The 22,839-nt window shown below is 33.6% G+C and carries 22 protein-coding genes and 1 tRNA gene; 14 read left to right on the forward strand and 9 right to left on the reverse strand.

Annotated features, from left to right (window positions below; translation table 11 throughout):
- Positions 1-77 precede the first annotated feature (77 nt).
- Positions 78-1,208: an AraC family transcriptional regulator gene (locus OXQ85_RS03920; protein WP_267402504.1), complete on the reverse strand. Its 1,131-nt coding sequence runs from the start codon at positions 1,206-1,208 to the stop codon at positions 78-80.
- Positions 1,209-1,385: 177 nt separating this feature from the next.
- Between OXQ85_RS03920 and OXQ85_RS03925 the strand changes: the two genes are divergently transcribed.
- From OXQ85_RS03925 to OXQ85_RS20680, 5 genes are all read left to right on the forward strand, one after another.
- Positions 1,386-3,881 carry a PIG-L family deacetylase gene (locus OXQ85_RS03925; protein ID WP_267402505.1) on the forward strand — a complete coding sequence of 832 codons (2,496 nt, stop codon included), beginning with the start codon at positions 1,386-1,388 and terminating at the stop codon, positions 3,879-3,881.
- Positions 3,882-3,981: 100 nt separating this feature from the next.
- On the forward strand, positions 3,982-5,673 hold the full coding sequence (locus OXQ85_RS03930; RefSeq protein ID WP_267402506.1) for a sodium:solute symporter: 1,692 nt from the start codon (positions 3,982-3,984) through the stop codon (positions 5,671-5,673).
- A 36-nt stretch (positions 5,674-5,709) separates the two neighbouring features.
- Positions 5,710-6,228 (forward strand): DUF2911 domain-containing protein, encoded by a 519-nt coding sequence (locus tag OXQ85_RS03935; protein WP_267402507.1) that lies wholly within the window; start codon positions 5,710-5,712, stop codon positions 6,226-6,228.
- Between the two features lie 350 nt (positions 6,229-6,578).
- Positions 6,579-6,728 carry a hypothetical protein gene (locus OXQ85_RS20675; protein WP_346659704.1) on the forward strand — a complete coding sequence of 50 codons (150 nt, stop codon included), beginning with the start codon at positions 6,579-6,581 and terminating at the stop codon, positions 6,726-6,728.
- A 15-nt stretch (positions 6,729-6,743) separates the two neighbouring features.
- Entirely contained in the window at positions 6,744-6,899 is a 156-nt protein-coding gene (locus OXQ85_RS20680; protein WP_346659707.1) for a helix-turn-helix domain-containing protein, read from the forward strand.
- Positions 6,900-7,118: 219 nt separating this feature from the next.
- On the opposite strand, the gene OXQ85_RS03945 is transcribed toward OXQ85_RS20680, so the two are convergent.
- The 3 genes from OXQ85_RS03945 to OXQ85_RS03955 form a co-directional block, all read right to left on the reverse strand.
- Positions 7,119-8,099, reverse strand: coding sequence for an alpha/beta hydrolase (locus OXQ85_RS03945; RefSeq protein WP_267402820.1), 981 nt, complete (start codon positions 8,097-8,099; stop codon positions 7,119-7,121).
- Between the two features lie 551 nt (positions 8,100-8,650).
- Positions 8,651-9,508 carry an AraC family transcriptional regulator gene (locus OXQ85_RS03950; RefSeq protein WP_267402508.1) on the reverse strand — a complete coding sequence of 286 codons (858 nt, stop codon included), beginning with the start codon at positions 9,506-9,508 and terminating at the stop codon, positions 8,651-8,653.
- Positions 9,509-9,556: 48 nt separating this feature from the next.
- Positions 9,557-9,970 (reverse strand): helix-turn-helix domain-containing protein, encoded by a 414-nt coding sequence (locus OXQ85_RS03955; RefSeq protein ID WP_267402509.1) that lies wholly within the window; start codon positions 9,968-9,970, stop codon positions 9,557-9,559.
- 140 nt (positions 9,971-10,110) lie between these two features.
- Here OXQ85_RS03955 and OXQ85_RS03960 point away from each other — a divergent pair, with 140 nt between their 5' ends.
- The 6 genes from OXQ85_RS03960 (at position 10,111) to OXQ85_RS03985 (ending at position 16,046) form a co-directional block, all read left to right on the forward strand.
- Positions 10,111-10,914, forward strand: a complete 804-nt coding sequence (locus OXQ85_RS03960; RefSeq protein WP_267402510.1) for an enoyl-CoA hydratase/isomerase family protein — start codon at positions 10,111-10,113, stop codon at positions 10,912-10,914.
- 4 nt (positions 10,915-10,918) lie between these two features.
- Positions 10,919-11,485 (forward strand): NAD(P)H-dependent oxidoreductase, encoded by a 567-nt coding sequence (locus tag OXQ85_RS03965; RefSeq protein ID WP_267402511.1) that lies wholly within the window; start codon positions 10,919-10,921, stop codon positions 11,483-11,485.
- Between the two features lie 302 nt (positions 11,486-11,787).
- Positions 11,788-13,203, forward strand: coding sequence for an aldehyde dehydrogenase family protein (locus OXQ85_RS03970; protein ID WP_267402512.1), 1,416 nt, complete (start codon positions 11,788-11,790; stop codon positions 13,201-13,203).
- Positions 13,204-13,269: 66 nt separating this feature from the next.
- A complete protein-coding gene (locus tag OXQ85_RS03975) occupies positions 13,270-13,836 on the forward strand; it encodes an AraC family ligand binding domain-containing protein (protein WP_267402513.1) in 567 nt (188 codons plus the stop codon).
- 333 nt (positions 13,837-14,169) lie between these two features.
- A complete protein-coding gene (locus OXQ85_RS03980; protein ID WP_267402514.1) occupies positions 14,170-15,147 on the forward strand; it encodes an aldehyde reductase in 978 nt (325 codons plus the stop codon).
- A 92-nt stretch (positions 15,148-15,239) separates the two neighbouring features.
- Positions 15,240-16,046, forward strand: coding sequence for an AraC family transcriptional regulator (locus OXQ85_RS03985; protein WP_267402515.1), 807 nt, complete (start codon positions 15,240-15,242; stop codon positions 16,044-16,046).
- A gap of 156 nt (positions 16,047-16,202) precedes the next feature.
- Here OXQ85_RS03985 and OXQ85_RS03990 read toward each other — a convergent pair.
- Positions 16,203-16,276, reverse strand: a tRNA-Arg gene (locus OXQ85_RS03990).
- Positions 16,277-16,335: 59 nt separating this feature from the next.
- On the opposite strand from OXQ85_RS03990, the gene OXQ85_RS03995 reads away from it, so the two are divergent.
- From OXQ85_RS03995 to OXQ85_RS04005, 3 genes are read left to right on the forward strand one after another with little or no spacing between them, the layout of a single operon-like run.
- Complete coding sequence (locus tag OXQ85_RS03995; RefSeq protein ID WP_267402516.1) at positions 16,336-17,382, forward strand: ABC transporter substrate-binding protein; 1,047 nt, start codon at positions 16,336-16,338, stop codon at positions 17,380-17,382.
- 45 nt (positions 17,383-17,427) lie between these two features.
- Positions 17,428-18,072 (forward strand): monofunctional biosynthetic peptidoglycan transglycosylase, encoded by a 645-nt coding sequence (gene mtgA / locus OXQ85_RS04000; RefSeq protein ID WP_267402517.1) that lies wholly within the window; start codon positions 17,428-17,430, stop codon positions 18,070-18,072.
- A 13-nt stretch (positions 18,073-18,085) separates the two neighbouring features.
- Positions 18,086-20,116 carry a recombinase gene (locus tag OXQ85_RS04005; RefSeq protein WP_267402518.1) on the forward strand — a complete coding sequence of 677 codons (2,031 nt, stop codon included), beginning with the start codon at positions 18,086-18,088 and terminating at the stop codon, positions 20,114-20,116.
- Here the strand turns inward: OXQ85_RS04005 and OXQ85_RS04010 are convergent.
- Genes OXQ85_RS04010 through OXQ85_RS04025 form a run of 4 tightly spaced genes read right to left on the reverse strand, consistent with a single transcriptional unit; the run spans position 20,094 to position 22,836 of the window.
- Positions 20,094-20,387 carry a hypothetical protein gene (locus OXQ85_RS04010; RefSeq protein ID WP_267402519.1) on the reverse strand — a complete coding sequence of 98 codons (294 nt, stop codon included), beginning with the start codon at positions 20,385-20,387 and terminating at the stop codon, positions 20,094-20,096. The genes OXQ85_RS04005 and OXQ85_RS04010 overlap by 23 nt on opposite strands.
- On the reverse strand, positions 20,387-20,971 hold the full coding sequence (locus tag OXQ85_RS04015; protein WP_267402520.1) for a hypothetical protein: 585 nt from the start codon (positions 20,969-20,971) through the stop codon (positions 20,387-20,389). Before OXQ85_RS04015 ends, OXQ85_RS04010 begins: the two co-directional genes overlap by 1 nt.
- Positions 20,972-20,973: 2 nt before the next feature.
- Entirely contained in the window at positions 20,974-22,077 is a 1,104-nt protein-coding gene (locus OXQ85_RS04020; RefSeq protein ID WP_267402521.1) for a DNA replication/repair protein RecF, read from the reverse strand.
- Positions 22,078-22,080: 3 nt separating this feature from the next.
- Positions 22,081-22,836 (reverse strand): hypothetical protein, encoded by a 756-nt coding sequence (locus OXQ85_RS04025; RefSeq protein WP_267402522.1) that lies wholly within the window; start codon positions 22,834-22,836, stop codon positions 22,081-22,083.
- Positions 22,837-22,839: the final 3 nt, after the last annotated feature.

Genomic DNA, 22,839 nt, shown 5'->3' on the forward strand with positions numbered 1-22,839 from the left:
TGCAAATATGCTTCAGAAACTCTCAGGACGCGACCGATTAAAAAAAATCGAACTCATTTTTCGAAAATAATTAGATTTTACAAAGCTTGTTTTCTAAAATCTGTTGGCGTTTTTCCTGTATATTTTTTGAAAGAGGTATTAAATGAAGATTTAGAATTGAAACCAACTTGGTACAAAATTTCCAAAACAGTCAGTTCTCTTTGATCTTTTAAAAGTTCCATTGCTTTTTCTATTCTATATTCATTTACGAAATCGAAAAAGTGTTTATTCATATACAAATTAATTAAAGTAGATAAATCTTTAACGGGCATTTTCAACTGCTCAGATAAATCCTGAATGGTTAATGATGAATCTAAATAAGGTTCATTTTTAATCATAAAATCTTTTAAAGACTCTATTTCCGTATTTTTTTCGTTAGATAGTAAAGTGCTCGTTTTTTGTTTCGGAATAACTTCTGTAATAGGTTTCAGTTGAGAATTAACTCCTCGGAAAAACTCAGGATTATTTAATGCAACAAATAAATACCAACAAGTACAGAATAAAAAGGCAAACCCATCAAGAGTTACAATCCAGGATCTTATTTCTCCCCAACCAAAAATAAAAGTAACCAACCATCTTGTAAGAACTATGAAATGTAAGACATAATAAAGGATGGTTATTTTATAAAGTGCGTTGAGTGCAGAAACATTGGGATTTGTATAATTCTCAAAATAAACGGTCTTAGATTTTCTAATCATCAAAAATGAAGCAATAAAATAGGCTTGAAACAGAAATTCAAAAAGAAAATAAAAAAACTGCATAATCGAAGTTTGATTCATCGCATTGATGAAGTTTATTTTTGCAGCTCTATCTTCAAAATAAATCCCCGACATTAAATATACATTGAAAGCAATAAAGGGAACGGTATGCCATAAATGTTTTGGTTTTAATCGAAAATTGGAAAAACAAACCGATAGTACATAGAGATAAAACGATGCCGGAGCCAAATAATTAATACTCCAGCGGAAAGCCTCAAGATTGATATAATTCACAGGAAACTCTCGCATCAGAAATTTAATAGCATCTACAGCATTAGTAAAAAGGAAAAAAGCCAAGAGAAAATTGGCAAGCTTATATTTGGTTTTTACAGTCAATAAAAACATCGAAAGAAAAAATACAAGAAAGATTCCAATAAAAGCGGTTATTTCCAAAAAGCTGTATTTGTCCATAGTTTTTAATAGAAATACAAATGTAATTTTTACCAAATTAAAAAAAATAAGATTTAATCATAATTTTCTTTAACATTAAAAATATAATGGAACCTTTAGAGCCGTTAATTGCTTTTTCTGCTAAACTTTAAAAGAAAAACGATTTACTTATATTTGCCACGCAACAAAGCAAATCATATGTTCAAAAAAGTAAGCACTGTATTCATCCTTGGATTGTATACCGTTTTTTCGGCGCAACAAATTCGGCCCTCAAAGTCATCTGAAATTTACCGCGAACTCAAAACGCTTAAACATATACCTAAAGTTTTATATCTTGCAGCCCATCCCGATGATGAAAATACGGGATTGCTCTCTTGGTTAATCAATGACCAAAATGTAGAAACGGGCTATTTATCTTTAACCAGAGGTGATGGTGGTCAGAATTTATTAGGCACAGAACAAGGCGCTGCGTTAGGATTAATCAGAACACATGAGCTTTTAGAAGCAAGAAAGTTAGACGGCGCGCAACAATTTTTCACCCGTGCGATTGATTTCGGATTCTCTAAAAATACAACCGATACTTTTCAACAGTGGAATGCAGACAATATTACAGCAGATGTTGTTTGGGTAATCCGTCAATTCCGTCCGGATGTGATCATTTGCCGTTTTCCTCCTACTGCTGCGGCAGGACACGGACAACACGCGGCTTCGGCTGTGGTTGCAGAAAAAGCTTTTAAACTGGCAGGAGATAAAACTGCTTTCCCAAATCAACTGAAATATGTAAATGTATGGCATCCAAAACGTGTATTATGGAACACTTTCCGATTTGGTAACAACAATACGACGGCTGAAAATCAACTGAAAGTTACTGTTGGACAATACGATGCGCAACTGGGAATGGGTTATGGTGAATTGGCGGGGTTAAGCAGAAGTTTACATAAAAGTCAGGGTGCAGGAACACAATCTGTAGGCGGAATTAAAACTGAATATTTTTCCCATGTTGCCGGAGAGCCTGCAAAATCAACGCTTTTTGATGGAATCAATAAGACATGGACAAAAGAAGGGAATTCTGACATTGACCAATCTTTAGATAAAATTATTTCAACTTTCAATTTTAATGAGCCAGACAAGAGTTTGCCTGCATTACTTGCTTTGCGAAAAAAAGTTTTAGCATTAAAAGATTCAGATTTAAAAAATGATAAAATTAAATCGCTTGACAATATCATTTTAAGCTGTGCCGGATTTATGGGCGAGGTTGTGACCAATCAAGCTGAAGCTGTTGCTGGTGATAATTATAATTTCAGATTAAATTTAATTTCAAGAGCTGAAAATCCTGTCGTTTTGGAAAATGTAAAATGGTTAAATCAGTCAGAAAACTTTAACAGAAAATTATCAAAAGATTCTTTAGTTACCATTCAGCATGATATTCAGATTCCTGCAGATGCAGCGCTTACAGAACCTTACTGGTTGGCAAAACCAGCTGTGAACGCGGCCACTTTCTCTGTTCCCAATGATACTTTAGTCGGTTTACCCGAGGCAGAATCACCACTGAATGTTTTGCTTGATTTAAAAATAGGTTCGGAAAAATTTCAGGTTAAACTTCCTTTATCGTTCAAGAAATTAGATCCGGTGCGTGGAGATGTGGTGGAAGCTCTGCGTATTGTTCCTGCATTGGAAATAAAATTTACACAACCACTTTATTTAGTCAAAGAAAATGAAGATTTACATTTAAGTTTAAATTTTAAGGTAAATTCAAATAAACAGTTTAATAATGGAAAAGTAAACTTGTTATATAATGGAGAACGATTAGGCGGAGGTGATTTAAAATCAATTAATGGAAAAGATGTTACCGTTGATTATGTTATTCCAAAGGCTAAACTTGCTTCGATAAAATCAAATCAGATGCAATTGGATGCCAATTTTGTTGCAGATGGAATGACTTATAATAAAAAACAGGTACTAATTCAATATCCTCATTTGCCTTCCTTACAATATTTTACACCTGCCACTGTAGCTGTAATGAAAGGTGATATTCAAGTTAAGGTTAAAAAAGTCGGTTACATACAAGGAGCTGGTGATTTCATTCCTGAGTTTCTAAAAATTGCAGGAATTCAGGTTGATGTTTTGAAAGACGAAGATTTTTATGGCAATTTAGATGAATCTGGCGGAAATCAAAATAAACTTTCACAATATGATGCGATCGTTCTTGGAGTTCGTGCCAATAATACAGAGAAAAAACTGGGACGTTGGATGCCTTTTTTATGGTCTTATGTAAAAGCCGGAGGGAATTTGGTTATGCAATACAACACCAATCAGGATACAACGGTTGACCAATTGGGAATGTACAATTTTACAATTGCTAATAAGCGTGTTACCGAAGAAAATGCTGAGGTTAAATTTTTAAATCCCAATCATAAATTACTGAACTATCCAAACAAAATTACTGCGGATGATTTTAAAGATTGGGTACAGGAGCGTGGCGCCTATTTCCCAGACAAATGGGATGCAGCGTATGAACCGCTTTTTGAAATGCACGATACGGGTGAAGAGCCTTTGCAGGGATCAACTTTGTATGCAAAATACGGAAAGGGTAATTTTATTTATACTCCGTTGGCATTTTTCAGACAGTTACCTGCGGGAAATGTGGGTGCGGCACGATTATTTTTAAACTTCTTATCTGCACAAAAAAACTAATGAATAATCAACTTAAAAATTGGAATATTTGGTATCTGCTTTTAGCATTTGCATTAGTAGCTCAGATTGTGTTTTATTACTGGTTCACTAAATTCTGGGCATGAGTACAATAGATTGGGCAGTTCTTATTTTTACACTGGTTGCAGTGGTGGTTTACGGCGTATTCATCGGTCGTGGACAAAAAAGCAACGAATCTTACCTGAAAGCAGATAATAAAATGCCGTGGTACATTGTGTTGATCGGTATTATGGCGACTCAGGCAAGTGCGATTACTTTTCTTTCAGCTCCGGGACAAGCCTATACAGACGGAATGCGTTTCGTACAGTATTACTTTGGTTTGCCTTTAGCGATGATTGTGATCTGTATTACGTTTATTCCGATTTTTCAGCGATTAAATGTTTATACGGCTTATGAATATTTAGAAAACCGTTTCGATAAAAAAACAAGGGTACTCACTTCACTGCTTTTTCTTTTTTCGAGAGGATTATCAACGGGAATCAGTATTTATGCTCCGAGTATCATCTTATCAAGCGTTTTAAACTGGAATATTTATCTAACTAATGTTTTAACGGGCGGAATTTTATTAATTTATACCTATGTTGGTGGCGCAAAAGCGATTGCTCACACACAAAAATTACAGTTTCTGATTATTCTCGGAACAATGGCTTTTGCAGGTTATTTGTTGATTGAAAATATGCCGAATGGAATTGGTTTTAAGGATGCCCTTTATTTAGCAGGGAAATCCGGAAAGCTGAATGTAATTACCACGGAGTTCGACTGGAAAGATAAATACAATATCTGGAGCGGATTAATTGGAGGTTTTTTTCTGGCACTTTCTTATTTCGGAACAGATCAAAGTCAGGTTGGAAGATACATTACTGCGAAAGACAATACCAATGCTAAAATGGGTTTGCTGTTGAACGGATTGGTTAAAATTCCGATGCAGTTTGCGATTCTTCTGATTGGGGCTTTACTTTTTGCCTTCTTTTCTTTGAAGCCAGCTCCGATTTATTTTAATGAGAGATCTTATCAGAATTTAAAGAAAAAACAACCTGAACAGGCTGCAGTTTTTGAAAAAGAACATCAGGATTTGCAGGCAAAATTCAATGCAGAATCTAAAGAAATTTTAAAGTTAAAAGAAACTCAATCTCCTGAACTTAAAAAAACAATTGAGGATTTTAAAAATACACAGACAGAGGTAAAAGCTCTTCACGGAAGGGTAGAGGAAGCAATCAATAAATCAAATTTTAATGCAGAGAAAACGGATACGAATTATATTTTCCTGTATTTCGTTAAAAATACTTTGCCTGTCGGAATGATCGGCTTATTGTTTGCCGTCATATTTCTGGCGAGTTGGGGCTCAATTTCAGCAGCGTTAAATTCCCTTGCAGCTTGTTCATTAAAAGATGTTCATTTACTATTTAAAAAAGAAATTCCTGATGATGCAACCGAATTGAAGTACAGTCGTTTACATACTTTAGCTTGGGGCATTTTCTCGATCGGTGTCGCGATGTTTGCTACTCAAATGGGTTCTCTTATTGAAGCGGTAAATGTTTTGGGTTCACTTTTCTACGGTCCGATATTGGGTATTTTTTTGGTGGCATTTTACTTTAAAAAAATCAATGGAAAGAATGTATTTATGGCTGCTATTTTATCAGAAATTGCGGTGATTGCCGTTTATCAGTTCGATATTGTTTCTTTCCTTTGGCTTAATGTGATTGGGGCGGCTGCGGTAATTATTTTTTCTGCAATTGGATTACTGTTTTATAAGCCGAAAGCCGTAAATTCGTAAGCGAACAAAAACAAGAACAAACAAATAAAAAATAGTATGAAAACAATAATTAAATCTGCTACTATGGTTTTGGCTGCAATGACGATTTCAGTAAATGCATTTGCTCAGGAAGCTAAAAAACCTGCGAGCCCACCAGCTACTGCGACAGGAAAAATTAAAGATGCAAATATTACAATCGCCTACAGCAGCCCTTCTGTGAAAGGTCGTACCATCTGGGGCGGTTTGGAAGCTTATAATAAAGTTTGGCGTGCGGGTGCTAACGAAGCAACTACTTTTGAAACGGATAAAGACATCACCGTTCAGGGTAAAAAACTTCCTAAAGGTAAATACAGCTTTTTCTTGATCCCTAAAGAAAGCGGAACTTGGACTGCGATTTTCAACAAAGAAGCGAAACAATGGGGCGCTTATAAATATCAGGAAGGACAAGATGCTTTGCGTGTTGATGTAAAAACAAAGGCTTTACCGGCAACACAGGAAGCTTTAGTTTATAAAATAAACAGTAATGGTTTCACAATGGATTGGGATAAGATTTCAGTTCCTGTAGAGATAAAATAAATGTATATCTAAATATTAAAATCCCGTTAATTCGGGATTTTTTTGTTTTTTTTAAATTTATGAAAGTTGTCTCTTTAAGTAAAGTCTACTCAAAGACTTTTGTTGATGATTCCATTCGTTTAAGTCAAATTAAATAAGAATTGGTTATGATTGATCTAGCCTTTAATTTCTAATGTTTTGTACTTTGATATTTAGGTATTTGGAGTAATCGAAATTGACACTATTAGTCTTTAGTTTAATATCATTGTCTGTTTTATTTTGGATACACTTACCCTTGGTAGGGATACATTTGTTTTTACAGTCGGCAGTTCCTATTCCAGAAAGTTAAAAATAATGACTTATTGAGCCAAATGGATAGCTTATTGGAAAATCATTTCAGTTGTGATCAGGAGCTACAATCAGGACTTTCCACTGTACAATTTTTAGCAAACCAATTGAATGTTTCTCCCAATTATCTTAGTGATATTTTACTGGAACTGACAGGTCAAAATGCCCAATAGCATATTCATCAAAAACTGATTGATAAAGCAAAAGAGATTTTAACAACCACCAATTTGTCTGTCAGTGAGATTTCTTATCGGCTAGGATTTGAATATCCACAATCATTCAATAAATTATTCAAAAATAAGACTGAAGTTATACCCTTGGAATTCAGAAATTCTTTTAACTAAGATATTTTGTAATGGATGAACTTGCTTTGCTGAACAAAAGTATATTCAAGGTATATTTTATATTAAGTAAACAGTCTTTTACAGTTGGTTTTTATTAAATGTCAAAACTTGTATTGGAAACCTTAAAAAATCTCTAGTTAAGCTATAAATACAATTAAGAGCTAAAAAAAACTCGAGTAATCATAAATTTACTCGAGTTTTTTATTGTGTTATTTTAGATTACTTTGTAAATAACGCTTTTCTCAAGGCAGTCGCTGCATCCAATACAGATTCTTGCACTGCAGGGATGTGAGCCAAAGGATTCAGCATTCCGTAATCGTGGATAAAACCTTTGTATTCTGTAAGAGTTGTAGGAACACCTGCGTCATCCAATTTTCTTCCGTAAGCTACACCCTCGTCATGCAAAATATCATTTTCAGCAACCTGAACCAATGCTGGTGGCAAACCTTTCAATTCTTCCAAAGAAGCTTTCAGTGGAGAAGCATATTTGTTGTTTCTTTCTTTTAAATCAGGTAAATAATTATCCCACATCCATTTCATTAATGGGGTTGTTAAAAATCTTTCCTGAGCATATTTTGTGTAAGAAGCTCTACTAAAATCTGAGTCTGTAACCGGCCACAAAAGAACTTGTTGTTTTAGTTTAGGACCGTTTTTGTCTTTCGCCATCAATGCGACAACGGCTGCCATATTTCCGCCTACGCTGTTTCCTGCAACGGCAAGTCTGCTGCTGTCAACACCAATTTCTTTTCCGTGTTCAGAAACCCATTTTGTTGCTGCATAAGCTTGATTGATGGCAACTGGAAATCTCGCTTCCGGAGATGGTGTGTAATCTGGAAAAACTGCTACTGCGCCGCTATTTACAACCAAATCACGAACTAATCTTTTGTGTGTAGGATAATCTCCTAAAACCCATCCGCCACCGTGGAAGAACATAAATACAGGAAGTCCTGCTTTTGCACCTTTTGGTTTTACGATGTGGATGTTTACAGTTTGCCCGTCTTGTGTGATGGTTCTTTCGGATTCTTCAATATCAGAATAATCGAAGTTTACAGATTTTTGAGCGCCTACTAAAACCAATCTTGCGTCTTTTGGAGCTAAGGTTTCCAATGGTTTTCCGTCACCGCTGTTCAAAGCTTTTAAGAATTCTCTGGTTTCTCTACCGATATTTGGGTCTTGAGATGCAGGATTTGATTGTGCCATAATATTAGTATTGAAGATGGCAAATGAAGCTAATGTTACTGCTTTTAAATAGATATTTTTCATTGTAATTATTTTTGAAGATTAATATTTAAGATAATTTTAAAGTTGAAGATTAAAGTTTTTTATTCTATGTACGTTTTGTTTTTTTTGATTGTTTAATTTTGATATAGCAAATTTATACAGGCTAGAAATCCTACACATTTAACTAGTTTAATAAGTTGAATTTATTATGTTTTTTTAGATTGTTATTTTTTGATGGGACAAAGGTATGTCGCTTTGCTAATCTAAATAAAGATTAAAAAGTCATTGAAAATTGTACTTTTTTCCTTTTGATGTGTTTTTGCTAAATTTTAGTCTAATTATTAATGAAAATCATTTCTTTAACCAACTTAAGTTTTTGAGATTGATAAAACGAAACTTCAAAACAAAAAAATGCTCCGTAAGGAGCAGCAACTGTGTAGTAAATAGTTAGGGGTAGAGAAACAGAACTCCGTAGGAGTTCAATCTAAAATATAGCAGAAAATGTCAATAAGGTAGCCGATAAAATAAAATCAAGCCTTAATTTCTTTCCTAAAAACCGCCGGAGTTTTTCCAGATTTTTGCGCAAACATTCGATTAAAATACGCGGGGTCTTCATAACCCAATTGATAAGCAATTTCTTTGATGCTCAACTCGCTATAAAGCAATAATCTTTTGGCTTCCAGAATGATTCTGTTTTTAATCATTTCATTCGGATTTTCGAGATTGAGTTTATGAAATTTGTTGGAAAGCGTTTTGGGAGCCAGATTCAGAAGGTCTGCATAATCGGCGACGCTGTGTTTTTCTTTGTAATGAATATCTACAAGGCGGCTGAAATTTCGAAAAAAATCCTGTTCAGCAGTGATGAGATTGAGCTCTTCGGTCTGCAGATTTTGTTTTTTCCATTGTCTTGTTGCTCGAATAATGATTTGTTTGAGATACGTTCTAATCATTTCCTCAGATGAACGATCCTGAAAATTAAGCTCATCATTGATTTGATTAAATAATTGCGACACCGTTTTCAGCTCATCTTCCAACAAATCAACCTTTGGAATTTCAAAAATATTATTGAATAAAAGTCCGTCACAAGCCACTTCTTCATCGTGAATCTGAATACAGTAGAAATCTCTATTATAATGAATCAAAAAAGCATAATCGGTAGTTGATGATTGAATATCAATATGTTGATTGGTATTAATGAAAAACAAAGCCGGAGTTTCAGTTTTATAAACATTGAAATCTACCGTCAAAGAATACCCTGCAGGAACAAATAAAACTTTAATGTAAGGTCTGAATGTTTCTCCATTTACAAAATCCAAAGTTTCGGAATTGAATGAAATTAAACCTAATTTCTTGTGATGTGATTCGAAAGTTTTTGTAGAATTATTCATTGCCGAAAATGTTTAAGTAATTGCTTTATACTGATTGCTTTAAAATAATTAAAGTGCTTTTCTGAGATTTTCTTGCGCCCTTTTTAAAAATGCTTCTTTGTCTTTTTTTACATCCTGTAGAAATTTTTTATGGTTTTCAGACAATTCAAAATATTGCTCGCCCCACAAATAAATTTCTATTAAAACAGGGAGCAGACTAATGCCTTTTTCGGTCAGTTTATACAAAAACTTTGCTTTGCTTTCAGGATGTTGCGATTTAGAAATAATTTCTTCAGCTTCTAAAATTTGCAGTTTTGTCGCCAAAATATTGGTCGCTATTTTTTCTTCAGATTTCAAAAAATCACCGTATGTATACTGTTTTGCGTACATCAAATCTCTCACAATTAGTAAGCTCCATTTATCGCCCCAAATATCCAAAGAGTTACTTACCGGACATCCGGAATTTCTATTTTTTTTTACCATAAATATTTTACTTGCATTTTGCAAGTTAATTTATATCTTTACACTTTCAATTTGCAAGCAAAAATACTGAAATATTTCTCACTTGTCAATTTGAAGAAGATTTTATCAAGTTACAAATAAACTTTAAAAAAGAAATTATTATGATTTTTACAACACAAAAAATTACAGAAAGCTATTGGAAAGTGGCCATCAATCATCCTCCGGTAAATGTATTCGACCCTGAATTTTCGGTTCAATTAAGAACGTTAATGGATGAATTAGAAGCTAACGAAAACTTAAAAGTAGTTGTTTTTGAAAGTTCAAACCCGGAATTTTATGTTGCTCACGCTGAATTGGTTAATATTTTTGATTTTCCGAAAGGTGAGGGAAAAACCGGACTTTCAAAATCTTGGCCCGATGTTGCCAAACGTCTCGAGCAGGCTCCGTTTGTAAGCATTGCATCGATCAGAGGACGAGCGAGAGGTTTAGGTAGTGAATTTATTCAGGCTTTTGATATGCGTTTTGCAAGCAAGGAAAAGGCTTTTTTTGCTCAACCTGAAATCGGAATCGGTTCTTTTCCCGGTGGTGGCGGATTAGAGCGTCTTCATTTATTGACAGGAAAGGCAAGGGCTCTGGAAATTATTTTGAGTGGTGACGATTATGATGCGCAAACTGCCGCTGATTACGGTTGGATTAATCGAGCATTTCCTGATAATGAATTGGATATATTCGTAGAAAATTTAGCCAAAAGAATTGACTCATTTGATTTGAAAATCATCAAGAAAATCAAGGCCACGATGAACGAAAGAGTCATTATTCCTAAAGATGAACATATTATGGAAACGCAAATTGCCTTCTTTGCATCATTAACAGAGCCTGAAGCAAGAACCAGAATTAAAAAACTCTTAGACCAAGGATTACAAACCTATGGCGATGTTGAACTAAATCTTGGAAAATATTTATAATTAAATGAAAGCATTAATCATTAACGGTCATATCAAATGGCCACAAATTGCAGAAGGAAATCTCAACAAAACGATTTTCGAAAAAAGTAAAACTGTTTTTAAAGAAAAAGGCTACGAAATTCTTGAAACAGTTATCGACAGTGGTTATGAAATTCCGCAGGAAATCGAGAAATGGGTAACTGCAGATTTTGTACTCTTTCATTTTCCGATTAATTGGTTTGGGATGCCTGCAAAAACGAAAGATTATATCGATAAAGTTTTGATGAGTGGTTACGGAAAAATCTACGCCGGAGATGGTAGAAATAATGGCGGAAATTACGGAACAGGCGGTCTTCTGCAAAGCAGAGGGATGATTGTAAATACCTGGAATGCGCCAGAAGAAACGTTTGGAAATTCAGGCCAATTGCTTGAAGATTTCTCAATGGAAGAATTTACAAAACCTTTTACGGCAACCCTTCAGTTTGTCGGAGTTCAGCCATTGCCCACGTTTGCTTTTTATGATGTTTTTAAAAACCCGAATATCGAACAGGAATTGTCTTCATTTGAAACACATTTAAAAAGTAATATCTAAGCTGAATTTAATGTAATTTTAATAAGTCGGGAGAACTATTCTTCCGATTTTATTAAATTTGAAATAGCATCGGAACACGATCATATTTACTTGATTAAAGAAGCTTAAAATCTGTTGATGAGTTTAAAAAGTTTATCAGATTATTCAAAAAAGCAGTTGGATTAAACTTGTTTAATGTAAAAAGGAAACAGTTAAATAATATTTAAAATTAAAAACTGAACTTTTTTACAAACTAACATTGAGCTTTTTTACAAAGTTTACCTTTCATTTCTCATCTAACTTTGTCCTATAAAATTTTAGAAATGAAAACAGTAAACAAAATTTACATCAATGGCGAGTTTGTAACGCCTCACGGAACAGAAACTTTAGACTTAATCAATCCGTCTAATAATCAAAAAATAGGAGAGATAACTTTAGCCGATGAAGTTGATACAAGAAATGCCATCGCAGCAGCAAAAAAAGCTTTCAAAACTTTCTCAAAGTCTACAGTGGATGAGCGAATTTCTTATCTCGAAAAACTTAAAGAAGCGGTAGAGAAAAGAAATCAGGAACTGATTGACGTAATGATCGAAGAATACGGAGGAAGCAAACAGTTTGTTACTTTAAGCAGTAATAACACCAACAGTTGGTTCGATTCAATGATAGAATCTATCCGAAATTTCGAATTTGAACAAACGATTAATTCTTCAAAAGTCCTTTTACAACCGGTGGGTGTTGTAGGAATTATCACTCCGTGGAATGCCAGTAACAGCTCGGTTTGCAGTAAAGTCGCCACAGCGATTGCAGCAGGTTGTACAGTGGTCATTAAACCAAGTGAAATGAGCGGTCTGCAGACTCAGGTCTTGATGGAAGCCTTTCACGATGCAGGTTTGCCAAAAGGAATTATCAACTTTGTAACAGGTTTGGGAAATGTAGTCGGAACGGAATTAACCATTAATCCCGATGTTTCGAAAATCTCGTTCACAGGTTCTACAGCGGTAGGGAAACTTATTGCAAAAACAGCGGTCGATACAATGAAAAGAGTAACTCTGGAGTTGGGAGGAAAATCGCCCAATATTATTTTGGATGATGCCAATCTTGAAGAAGTTATTCCGACAGCGGTTTTCGGAGCGTATATGAACAGCGGACAGGCCTGTATAGCACCGACAAGACTTCTTGTTCCTGAAAATCAAATCGATAAAGTGAATGAAATAGCCAAAGCAACGGCAGAAAAAGTGGTAGTAGGATTGCCTCAAAATGAAAATACAAATGTGGGACCGATGGTGAGTGTAAAACAACTTGAAAGAGTTCAGAGTTACATAAAAATAGGGTTGGAAGAAGGGGCAACTTTATTAGCCGGAGGAGAAGGCAAGCCTGAAGGACTGGAAGCCGGAAACTTTGTAAAACCGACCATTTTTACCAACGTAAGCAATACAATGAGAATTGCTCAGGAAGAGATTTTTGGTCCTGTATTGTCCATTATCCCTTATAAAACGGAAGAGGAAGCGATAGAAATTGCGAACGATACGCCTTACGGTTTGGCGGCTTACATCAGTTCATCTGATGTGGAAAGAGCTCAGAAATTGGCTTCTCAGATTGATGCGGGAAGAGTCTGTATCAATGGCTTCCGCCACGACCCGATGGTTCCGTTTGGAGGTTTCAAACAGTCTGGAATTGGCAGAGAATACGGTGTGTATGGTTTGGAAGCTTATCTTGAACCGAAAGCTGTTCTGCAATAATATTTTGTACATTTGATAAAGCGTTGTTTCAAAAAATGACGCTTTGTCTTTTAGCATTCAATTAAAATGGAAAAATCTGATATTGTCTATTCCTGCTATCATGAGGTAAGCCGAAAAGGTGAAAATTTTGTTCCTCAGCACGTCCTTGCTTTTCAAATTTCGGGACAATTTGTGCTGTCTGACGGTCAGGAAAAATACATTGCGAAGGAAGGTGATTTTAATTTAATCCGGAAAAACCAGTTGGTGAAATTTACCAAATGTCCGCCCGAAACCGGAAGTTTTGAAAGTCTGAATATTTATCTGAATCAGGAGGTTTTACAGACTATGGCAAAAGAATATCATTTTTCATCCAGCCATTCTGAAGTTTCAAAACCTATGGTTTCTATAGAAGTGAATGCTGTGCTTGAAAATTACATCACCTTGTTGCAAACCATTCTCGAAAATCCGAAACTGCTGACCAAAGATTTTATCGACCTTAAAATTAAAGAGTTGTTATTTATCTTAATATCTTCGATAAACAAGCTGTTTCATTATAATTCGTTTTTAAAGAGTGGTTTAATATTAATAAGTTTGTTTAAACTAATTTTAAATTTAACCGCAAAAGAAGCAAAAGATCTTATTGGATTTATTTAAAGGATTTCAAAAGTCTGCAAAGAGAAAAAATCAAAGATTTTTTTTAAACTTATGTGATCTTTTTTTTATTTAAGCATTAAACTTAAAATAACTAAAGTGTTAAAATCTTTTGTTTCTTTTGTGGTAAAAAAGTTTAAACAAGTTTAATATTAAGCTTTCCGGATGTATTTTCGGAAGGCTTTTTAAACAATAATGCTCTTGCTAAAGTTTATTTTGATAGTATTACAAAATCCTGAAGTTGGAAAACTGACCTTTTGAACAAATGAAAGTTGACCTTTTAAACAAAATAATCACTGTAATTAATTCTCAACTTTGCTTAATAAATTTTTAATAATGGAAAATATACAGGCAAACAAAACGGTTTTGGTAACAGGAGGAACAGGATTTTTAGGAATTCATACTATTTTACAATTATTACATCAGGATTTTAATGTAAAAACAACACTACGATCATTATCTAAAAAGGATGTGATTCTTAAAGCAGTGCAACAGGGCGGAATCGAAGATTTCTCTAATCTTTCTTTCTATGAAGCAGATCTTACCGAAGATAAAAACTGGGCTGAAGCAGTTAAAAATTGTGATTATGTATTGCACGTAGCATCGCCCTTTCCTGCGAAAGATCCGAAAGATGAAAACGAACTTATTATACCGGCAAGGGATGGCGCACTTCGTATCTTGAAAGCGGCTCGTGAGGCAGGGGTAAAAAGAGTGGTGCTTACGTCATCTTTTGCAGCTGTTGGTTATACTACCAATATAGAAAATCATGTTTTTACAGAGAAAGATTGGACAGATTCGAATGCTGAACTTCCTGCTTACATCAAATCCAAAACACTTGCTGAACAATCTGCTTGGAAATTTATCGAAAAAGAAGGGAACGGTTTGGAGTTATCGGTCATCAATCCTGTTGGTATTTTTGGACCTGTAATTGGTGGCATTACTTCTGCTTCTCTAGATGTTGCAGTTTCCGAAATTCTTAAAGGAAATCTGGAATATACACCAACTTTTACAATGGGTGTTGTAGATGTAAGAGATGTTGCTGATATTCATATAAAAGCAATGTTACATCCTCAAGCGAATGGAGAGCGTTTTATTGCAACTTCGGAAGGAGTGATGAGCTTCTACGATGTTGCCGAATTATTAAAAAAAGAAAGACCTCAGTATTCGTCAACAATTAAACACCTGGAACCCATTGATGGGGAGTTTTACAAAGAGATATCTAATAATAAAGCGAGGACTATTCTTCATTGGAATCCAAGAAGTCGAGAAGAGGCTCTTTTGGCAAGCGTAGATAGTTTAAATTTAAATTTTTAATTTTGTTTACGTTGGGACTCATGCTCTAAAGTCATTTTGTAATGTAAAAGAAACGAACAAAAATGGCATTAAGTCGGTTCAATAAAATAAATATGATGAAATTTAATAATATACAATCTTGTCATTTGGGACCAGAGATTTCCCCAGAGCAATTTATTCCGGAGCATTTCTTTTTATTTTTACTGAAGGGTTCTATGGTAGCTTACGATGGTTACAAGTATTACTCTATGAAGCAAGGCGATTATTGTATTGCCAGAAAAAATCATCTCGTACGATACACAAAATATAAAGAAGACGGGCAGTTTGAAAAGGTTATTATTTCTTTTGATGAGGCTTTTTTAAAGAAATTTTTGGAACGGTATCCTTATCAAGCTGAAACTACTGACAATAGTGATTCTTTTTTGTTTTTGAAAGATGATAAATTTATTAAAAGCTACATCGAGTCATTAGAACCATATTACGATGGAAAAGAACAACTTGAAGCCTCTTTTGTAGATATTAAACGTGAAGAATTGTTGATGATTTTGCTGAAAAAGCAGTCAAGTTTAAAAGATATTTTCTTTAATTTCAATAGTCCCCATAAAGTTGATTTGGAGTTGTTTATGAATCGTAATTATAAATTCAATATTAGTCTTGACCGGTTTGCCTATCTTACAGGACGAAGTTTATCTACCTTTAAAAGAGAATTCAAGACTATTTTTGGAACATCACCTGGAAAATGGCTCACTAATCGCAGACTTCAGGAAGCTCGTTATCTTTTAGAGCATGAGCACAAAAAACCTAATGAGATTTATTTTGAACTTGGTTTTGAAGATTTTTCTCATTTTTCATTTGCTTTTAAGAAACAATTTGGAGAAAGTCCGAAAAATATTATTGAAAAAAAAACGATTGTACATTAATTTGAGATTGATAATCTTATCAGTATAAATCAACAAAAATCTTTCACAAATTTTTGTGAAAAACACCAACTATTTTTGATTACATTACCTAAAAAAATACTATTTATAAATAAAAATGACGCCAACTGTTTTTAGTTGGCGCCATTTAAGCATTTGTGACCTCGACAGGATTCAAACCTGTAACCTTCTGAGCCGTAATCAGATGCGCTATTCAGTTGCGCCACGAGGCCGTCGTTTCCTTGTTGTTTAAGGGTTTGCAAATATAGCACTTTTTTCTTTTCTTTGAAAGATGAAAGCAAAAATTTTACTGTTAATAACGTTTTTCACGCTAATCGCCTGTAAAAGAGAACTAAAAATTTCGTCTTCGGATTCCGTTTTAATCTCCAATCGGGTGGAATTTAAAGAAGATATTAAATCTTTGCAGTTGACATCGGGAAATTATACCTATAATTTTAAATCAGATCAAACTCCTTTCAAGAAAATTATATTACTAAATGCAAGTTTAGCGGGTTATTTTTCAGAATTAAATGCTGAAAATATGATTATAGGAGTTTCTAGTCCGGAATATATTTATTCAGATAAAATTCAGAGTTTAGTAAAAGAAGGAAAGATTCAGAATATAGGGAGTGATCAGAAATATGATGTGGAAAAAATTATTTCTTTAAAGCCTGATGCTATTTTTACCAATTATATCGCGAGCTTTCAGAACACGTATGAATTGCTTAAAAATAACGGAATTCAGGTGATATTTCTTGATGAATATTTAGAGCAAAAACCTTTAGAAAAAACAGCGTATATTAAACTTTTTGGAAAGCTTTTGGGAAAAGATCAGGAGGCAGAAGTAAAATTTAAAGAAATTGAGAAAAATTATAATGATTTAAAACAATTAGCTTTAAAATCTACAGTAAAGCCAACGGTACTTGCGAATGAAATGTATGGCGATGTATGGTATCTTCCGGGAGGGAAAACTTCTTTGGCTAATTATATTTCAGATGCCAATGCCAATTATATTTTAAAAGATAATTCAGATGAAAAAGCTGTAACCATGAGCTTCGAAGAGGTATATGCAAAGGCTGGAAATGTTCAGTTTTGGGTGAATGCAGGAAATCATGTTTCAAAGAAAGAAATGCTGAATATTAATCCTTTTTATGAAAAATTGGAAGTTTTCAATAAAGGAAAAATTTATGGAATTTCAGGTAAAGAAAAGGATAAAGCAAATGATTTTTTCGAAAGTGGTGTTGTACGATCAGACTTAGTTTTGAAAGATTATATTAAAATTTTTCACCCTGAGCTTTTACCAGATTATCAACTGACTTACATGAAAGAATTGCAATAACTCAGAGGTTTTCATTATTTTTGTTATTCCTTTTTATAAAATGTTATGTGGAAAAAAATTAAACAGTTCATTTTCATCATCCTTATTCTGAACGTAGTATTCATCGTATGGGGACGATTTTTCAATCCGCCCATCACCATTACTCAGATCGGAGGACTTTTCGAATATGGGAAACTTCACAGAGACTATATTTCGTACGATGAGATGGGAAATAATGTAAAGAAGGCTGTTATTGCTTCCGAAGATCAAAAATTCTTTATTCATGATGGTTTCGATTATACTGCGATTGAAAAAGCCATGAAAAATAATGAGAAAGGTAAAAAATTGAGAGGAGGAAGTACAATTTCTCAACAAACTGCAAAAAATATTTTTCTGTGGCAAGGCAGAAGCTGGCTGAGAAAGGGTTTTGAAGCTGTTTATACCTTCATTATAGAAAAAGTTTGGAGTAAAGATATTATTTTGGAAAGATATCTGAATTCTATTGAAATGGGACAGGGAGTTTTTGGAATTGAAGCGGCTTCACAATATTATTTTAATAAATCGTCGAAAGACTTAACCACTTCTGAAGCGGCTTGGATAGCGGCTGTTTTGCCAAATCCAAAGAAATATGACCCGAAAAATCCTTCGGCTTATTTAAGAAAGAAACACAATTGGATCATGAGACAAATGAGAAATGTGAGTTTGAAATAGTATCTTTGCATTAATGAAATTTTTTAATTCCGGTATCCATTTTCAATCTGTTCTTAAAAAGTATTTTTCTTTTAAGAACGAAACGTCTTCACTCGATCCTTTAGCTGAATTTTTAGAAGCTGCAAAAGAAAGTGATTTCACAGATGTTTTGAATTTTTTCAAAGAAAATCCGGAAACTAGTGAAAATTTTAAACATTACATTTCTCGTGTTTTTGATGACAGACCGTTCAATTTATCCTTAACGGAAGCTAATATTTTATCGGAAAATGCCTTTTTTCCTGAATTAAAGAAGAGAATTCTAAATAAAATTCTTCCGCCTGTTGTTAATGAAAAAACCGTTTGGTATTTAATTGACAATGTGAGTTTAAGACCAAAAAAAGATTTAAGCTATCTTCATAATCTTCCTGAAAATGAAATTAATGAATTCTTTGAAATTGTAGGAATTTCTGATTTCATTCTTAAATCGAAGGTGAAGAACGAACTGATATTTTCAATGAATATTCTTTCATGGCGCGTGACAGGAGCAGCGATGGAGGTTGAGGTTGTGAGAATGGCTCCGGAATATAGAAATTTTGACAACCCGTTTTTAGCTTTACAAAATGAATTAGAAGATTTGGCTGAAGAATTTAAAGCAAATCCTGAAATTCAGTTACACTCTAAAGACAGCAGATATAAGCAGATAAAAATCTATATTCAGCAATGCCAGGATTTCGTTAATATTGCCTTTAAAAATTCCTCCAAATATGGAATTTCAGGGAAAATTAATCAATCTCTTCTTAAAATCAGACAACAATTACAACGTATTTTTGAGATTGTTCAATTATTGGTAATTGATAATGAAGAAGATGTTTTAATTAAATCAAAGCAGTTAATATTTAACGTATTAAGCTACAAATCTCATAAAAATAATATCTCAGAATTAATTAATGATAGTACAAGATTAATTTCACACCTAATTACTAATCATACGGCGGAAACAGGGTCGCATTACATTACTTCAACCAAGAAAGAATATATGACGATGTTCTACAAAGCCAGTGGTGGTGGGATTATCGTGGGCGCACTGTGTGTTTTGAAAATGCTTTACGGTTATGTTCCAGGAAGTGATTTCTCCCATGCATTTTTGTATTCTATGAATTATGCGATGGGATTTGTAATGATCTATCTGATGGGATTTACATTGGCAACCAAACAGCCTGCAATGACGGCTGCTACGATGACGAAAATTCTTTCTGAAGAAGGGAATAACAAGAGTAATTACGTTGAATTTGCTCATTTGGTTTCAAAATTATTCCGAAGTCAGTTTATTGCATTTGTTGGGAATGTTTTACTATCATTTCCTATTGCTTTGTTAATAATTTACGGTTTAGATGTTTTCTTCTCACAAAATTTAGCAGTTGACCGATCAGATAAATTGTTGAAGGATTTGGATCCATTCAAATCTAAAGCAATTTTACACGCGAGTATTGCCGGTTTTTATCTTTTTATTTCGGGAATTATTTCAGGAAATATTGGGAATAATTCTGTTTTCTATCAAATCCCGGAGCGTATTGCGAAAAATTTTTCGATCAGAAAGATTTTTGGTAAAAAATTCGCGAAAGGTTTGTCTACCTATTATGCTAAAAACTGGCCGGGAATTGTTTCCAATTTCTGGTTTGGGGTTTTCTTGGGAGCGACGGCTCCGGTAGGATTATTTTTCGGGTTAGATTTGGATATCCGCCACATTACTTTTGCAGCAGGAAATTTCGCCATTGGATTGTACGGGAAAGATTTTTCTGTGGATTCTTATACGTTTTGGATTTCTTTTATAACGGTTTTCCTGATCGGATTTTTTAACTTTTTGGTAAGTTTTTCATTATCTATGTTTTTAGCTTTCAGATCAAGAAAATTGAATTTTGGACAGGTAAGTATGATTTACAGAGAAATTTTCAAATATTTTATTAAACATCCATTGAAATTTTTCCTTCCATTACGTTCAGGATTAGATAAAAAAGCAGACGATTTAATGAGTAGTACGATGACTACAAAATCTGAAGATCATTAAATTTTTCTTCTCCGAATTTTGCCTGAAATTTTTTCAGATAAAAACTTTTTCGCATTTGAAAGTCATGTTTTAGCAATGGCGAATCAATTTTAATAATAATACATTTGTTTTCAATATTTACAGTCTTTATCTCGCTAAAAAGACTTTCATCCAGATATTCTTCAAGAAAGTCTTTAATCTCGAATGCAACCAACTTTCCTTCAAAACCGTAAATTCGGGCAAAGGATTTTACTAAATCTGAGGATTGAAATTCTCGTTTTTTCTTCTTCATTATTTTCTTATGTATTTAGTCTGCAATCCTTTACTTTGAAAATATTTTTCTAAATTTTTATAGAAATTATCACACATGTAGTTGACTTCCATTGATTTTCCTGAATGATAATCCATTCTATGACATTCAAAACATATTTCTAATGTTTCAAAAACTTTGTCGTTTTCATCATAAAATAAAATAGCGTTTCTAGGAAAAAAACATTTAGTTACTTCACGTAATCCACTTTGGAATTTTCCACAAGTATTGTAGAGTAATTTTGAAAACTCAACTGTTTCCTTAAAGTTAAGTGTTTTATTTTGATTAATTCCTTCCAAGTCCTCTTTCCCAATAATATTTTCTAACGTAATTGGAAACTTTTGATTGGCAATGAATTTTTTGATCGCTGTTGAGTCTCCATCTTTTCCGATTGGAGGAGGTGGAATAGGTGCTGGGCCGGGGAAATCAATATTATATGAAATTATTTTGACCTTGGTAGCTTTATTTAAAGGAAAACTATTTATAAGCTCATTAATGGTAAATTTCTTTTGTCCAAAGGAAAAAGAGAAAATACAAGCTAGTATAATTAATAAAATTTTCTTCATTATTAAATTTCAAAAATTATGCTTTCCTCATTAATTTTTTTCACAACATTTTCTGTGCGTTCTCGGTGTGTATCTGTAATAAAAATCTGACCAAAATTTTCCTGATTTACCAGTTCAATCAATTGCGAAACCCTTGTATCATCAAGCTTATCAAAAATATCATCCAAAAGAAGAATAGGCGTTTTATTCGTCAGCTCTTTTACAAGACTCATCTGAGCCAGTTTCAATGAAATTAAAAATGATTTTTGCTGTCCCTGAGAGCCAATTTTTTTGATTAAAACGGCATCCATTTCAAATAAAAGATCATCTTTGTGAATTCCCTTGGATGTGTAAGTCAGCATTCTGTCTTTTTCCAGACTTTCTTTCAGTAAATCATTAAACTTTTTTTGAGGTTGAGAAAAGTCGAAATTTTCAAGCAGATGAGATTCATAAATTACTGAAACCGTTTCTTTTCCACCCGAAATTATACTGTAAAAATTCTGAACAATAGGATTGAGTTTTTCTACAAAAGTTCGTCTTTTTTCAAAAATTTTGGTCCCGAATTTAGTAATTGGATCATTATAAATATCTAAAGAATCTTTATCCCAAACACGATTTTTGGCGAAATATTTTAACAAAGCATTTCTCTGCTGAATCGTTTTTTGATATTGAATCAGATGAAAAAGATATTCAGAATCTGTCTGAGAAATCATGGAATCTAAAAACTTTCTTCTACTTTCTCCGGAATCTGAAATTAAATTAGAATCATAAGGAGAAATCATCACACTTGGTAAATATCCGATATGATCTGCCATACGATCATAGCTTTTGTCATTTTTTTTAATGACTTTTTTTGATTCTTTAGGCTGAGTTATTCGGATAATATCTTCGCTTTCATCATTTTGAATTTCAGCGCTTATGGTGAAAAAATCTTCTTCGTTTTTGATATTGTTAAGGTCGGTATTTCCTAAAAAACTTTTTCCTACCGAAAGATAGTGCAGCGCATCAAGAATATTGGTTTTTCCCGCGCCGTTATTCCCTACAAAACAGTTGATTTGCGGAGAAAAGTCGAACTTTTTTTCAGTATGGTTTTTGAAATTGTAAAGGGAAAGATTCTTGATTTTCATTCGTCAAAAATACTCCATTATTGCTAGAAATAAAAAAGGAAGTGCAGAGCATGTTTCCACTCCAAAAGAGAAATAACTGTCATCCCTTTCATTTTCAGAGAAATAAATTAAAATATACGTGATGATACTTGATAAAAAAAATGAAATTGAATAATTTAAATCCAAATATAAAATCGCAAGAATATTACTCGCAAAAATAAGGAGATAAGCAATGTTTTTTGTGTGTTGAACGCCAATAATCATGGGAAAAGTTTTAACCGTATCGCTTTTCATATCCCGAATGTCAAATGGTAAAACCAGCGCGGTAATGAAGAAAAAACTGATTAAGAAAATCGGAAGATTGAACTGTGGCAAGGTAAGCCAGCAATTCACCAATGCCCAGACCAATCCCACGTAAAATACTTTTAACAAAGGGATTTTCCGAATATAAACATCGAGAAAAAAACTGTTATAGAGAAGTCCTAACACGACAATAATAAACCATTTTAGAAGTCTGATTTCATTATGATTATGATAAATCAGCATTGCACAGATAATCCCTGCAATAGCATTTAATACTAAAATTTTAAAGAAATGCTTGGTATATTGATACTTAGTATACAGATAACCACTGAAATAGGTGATAAAAATTAAGCAAACCGTGGGATAACGGAAGGTGTTTTGCTCTTCCATGAAAAACACTGCAAAAAGAGTCCCCATTAAGGATACGTAAAATTGACTATCGATAACGGATTTTTTCAGTATTTTTAAAACGTTCATTTA

It is taken from the genome of Chryseobacterium sp. GM_Chr_2 (assembly GCF_026540445.1).
In the GTDB taxonomy this organism is placed as follows: domain Bacteria; phylum Bacteroidota; class Bacteroidia; order Flavobacteriales; family Weeksellaceae; genus Chryseobacterium.

Coding starts and splice junctions, on each gene's coding strand:
- OXQ85_RS03920 (WP_267402504.1), bottom strand. CDS start 1,208: ATGGACAAATACAGCTTTTTGGAAATAACCGCTTTTATTGGAATCTTT.
- OXQ85_RS03925 (WP_267402505.1), top strand. CDS start 1,386: ATGTTCAAAAAAGTAAGCACTGTATTCATCCTTGGATTGTATACCGTT.
- OXQ85_RS03930 (WP_267402506.1), top strand. CDS start 3,982: ATGAGTACAATAGATTGGGCAGTTCTTATTTTTACACTGGTTGCAGTG.
- OXQ85_RS03935 (WP_267402507.1), top strand. CDS start 5,710: ATGAAAACAATAATTAAATCTGCTACTATGGTTTTGGCTGCAATGACG.
- OXQ85_RS20675 (WP_346659704.1), top strand. CDS start 6,579: ATGGATAGCTTATTGGAAAATCATTTCAGTTGTGATCAGGAGCTACAA.
- OXQ85_RS03945 (WP_267402820.1), bottom strand. CDS start 8,099: ATGGCACAATCAAATCCTGCATCTCAAGACCCAAATATCGGTAGAGAA.
- OXQ85_RS03950 (WP_267402508.1), bottom strand. CDS start 9,508: ATGAATAATTCTACAAAAACTTTCGAATCACATCACAAGAAATTAGGT.
- OXQ85_RS03955 (WP_267402509.1), bottom strand. CDS start 9,970: ATGGTAAAAAAAAATAGAAATTCCGGATGTCCGGTAAGTAACTCTTTG.
- OXQ85_RS03960 (WP_267402510.1), top strand. CDS start 10,111: ATGATTTTTACAACACAAAAAATTACAGAAAGCTATTGGAAAGTGGCC.
- OXQ85_RS03965 (WP_267402511.1), top strand. CDS start 10,919: ATGAAAGCATTAATCATTAACGGTCATATCAAATGGCCACAAATTGCA.
- OXQ85_RS03970 (WP_267402512.1), top strand. CDS start 11,788: ATGAAAACAGTAAACAAAATTTACATCAATGGCGAGTTTGTAACGCCT.
- OXQ85_RS03975 (WP_267402513.1), top strand. CDS start 13,270: ATGGAAAAATCTGATATTGTCTATTCCTGCTATCATGAGGTAAGCCGA.
- OXQ85_RS03980 (WP_267402514.1), top strand. CDS start 14,170: ATGGAAAATATACAGGCAAACAAAACGGTTTTGGTAACAGGAGGAACA.
- OXQ85_RS03985 (WP_267402515.1), top strand. CDS start 15,240: ATGATGAAATTTAATAATATACAATCTTGTCATTTGGGACCAGAGATT.
- OXQ85_RS03995 (WP_267402516.1), top strand. CDS start 16,336: ATGAAAGCAAAAATTTTACTGTTAATAACGTTTTTCACGCTAATCGCC.
- mtgA (WP_267402517.1), top strand. CDS start 17,428: ATGTGGAAAAAAATTAAACAGTTCATTTTCATCATCCTTATTCTGAAC.
- OXQ85_RS04005 (WP_267402518.1), top strand. CDS start 18,086: ATGAAATTTTTTAATTCCGGTATCCATTTTCAATCTGTTCTTAAAAAG.
- OXQ85_RS04010 (WP_267402519.1), bottom strand. CDS start 20,387: ATGAAGAAGAAAAAACGAGAATTTCAATCCTCAGATTTAGTAAAATCC.
- OXQ85_RS04015 (WP_267402520.1), bottom strand. CDS start 20,971: ATGAAGAAAATTTTATTAATTATACTAGCTTGTATTTTCTCTTTTTCC.
- OXQ85_RS04020 (WP_267402521.1), bottom strand. CDS start 22,077: ATGAAAATCAAGAATCTTTCCCTTTACAATTTCAAAAACCATACTGAA.
- OXQ85_RS04025 (WP_267402522.1), bottom strand. CDS start 22,836: ATGAACGTTTTAAAAATACTGAAAAAATCCGTTATCGATAGTCAATTT.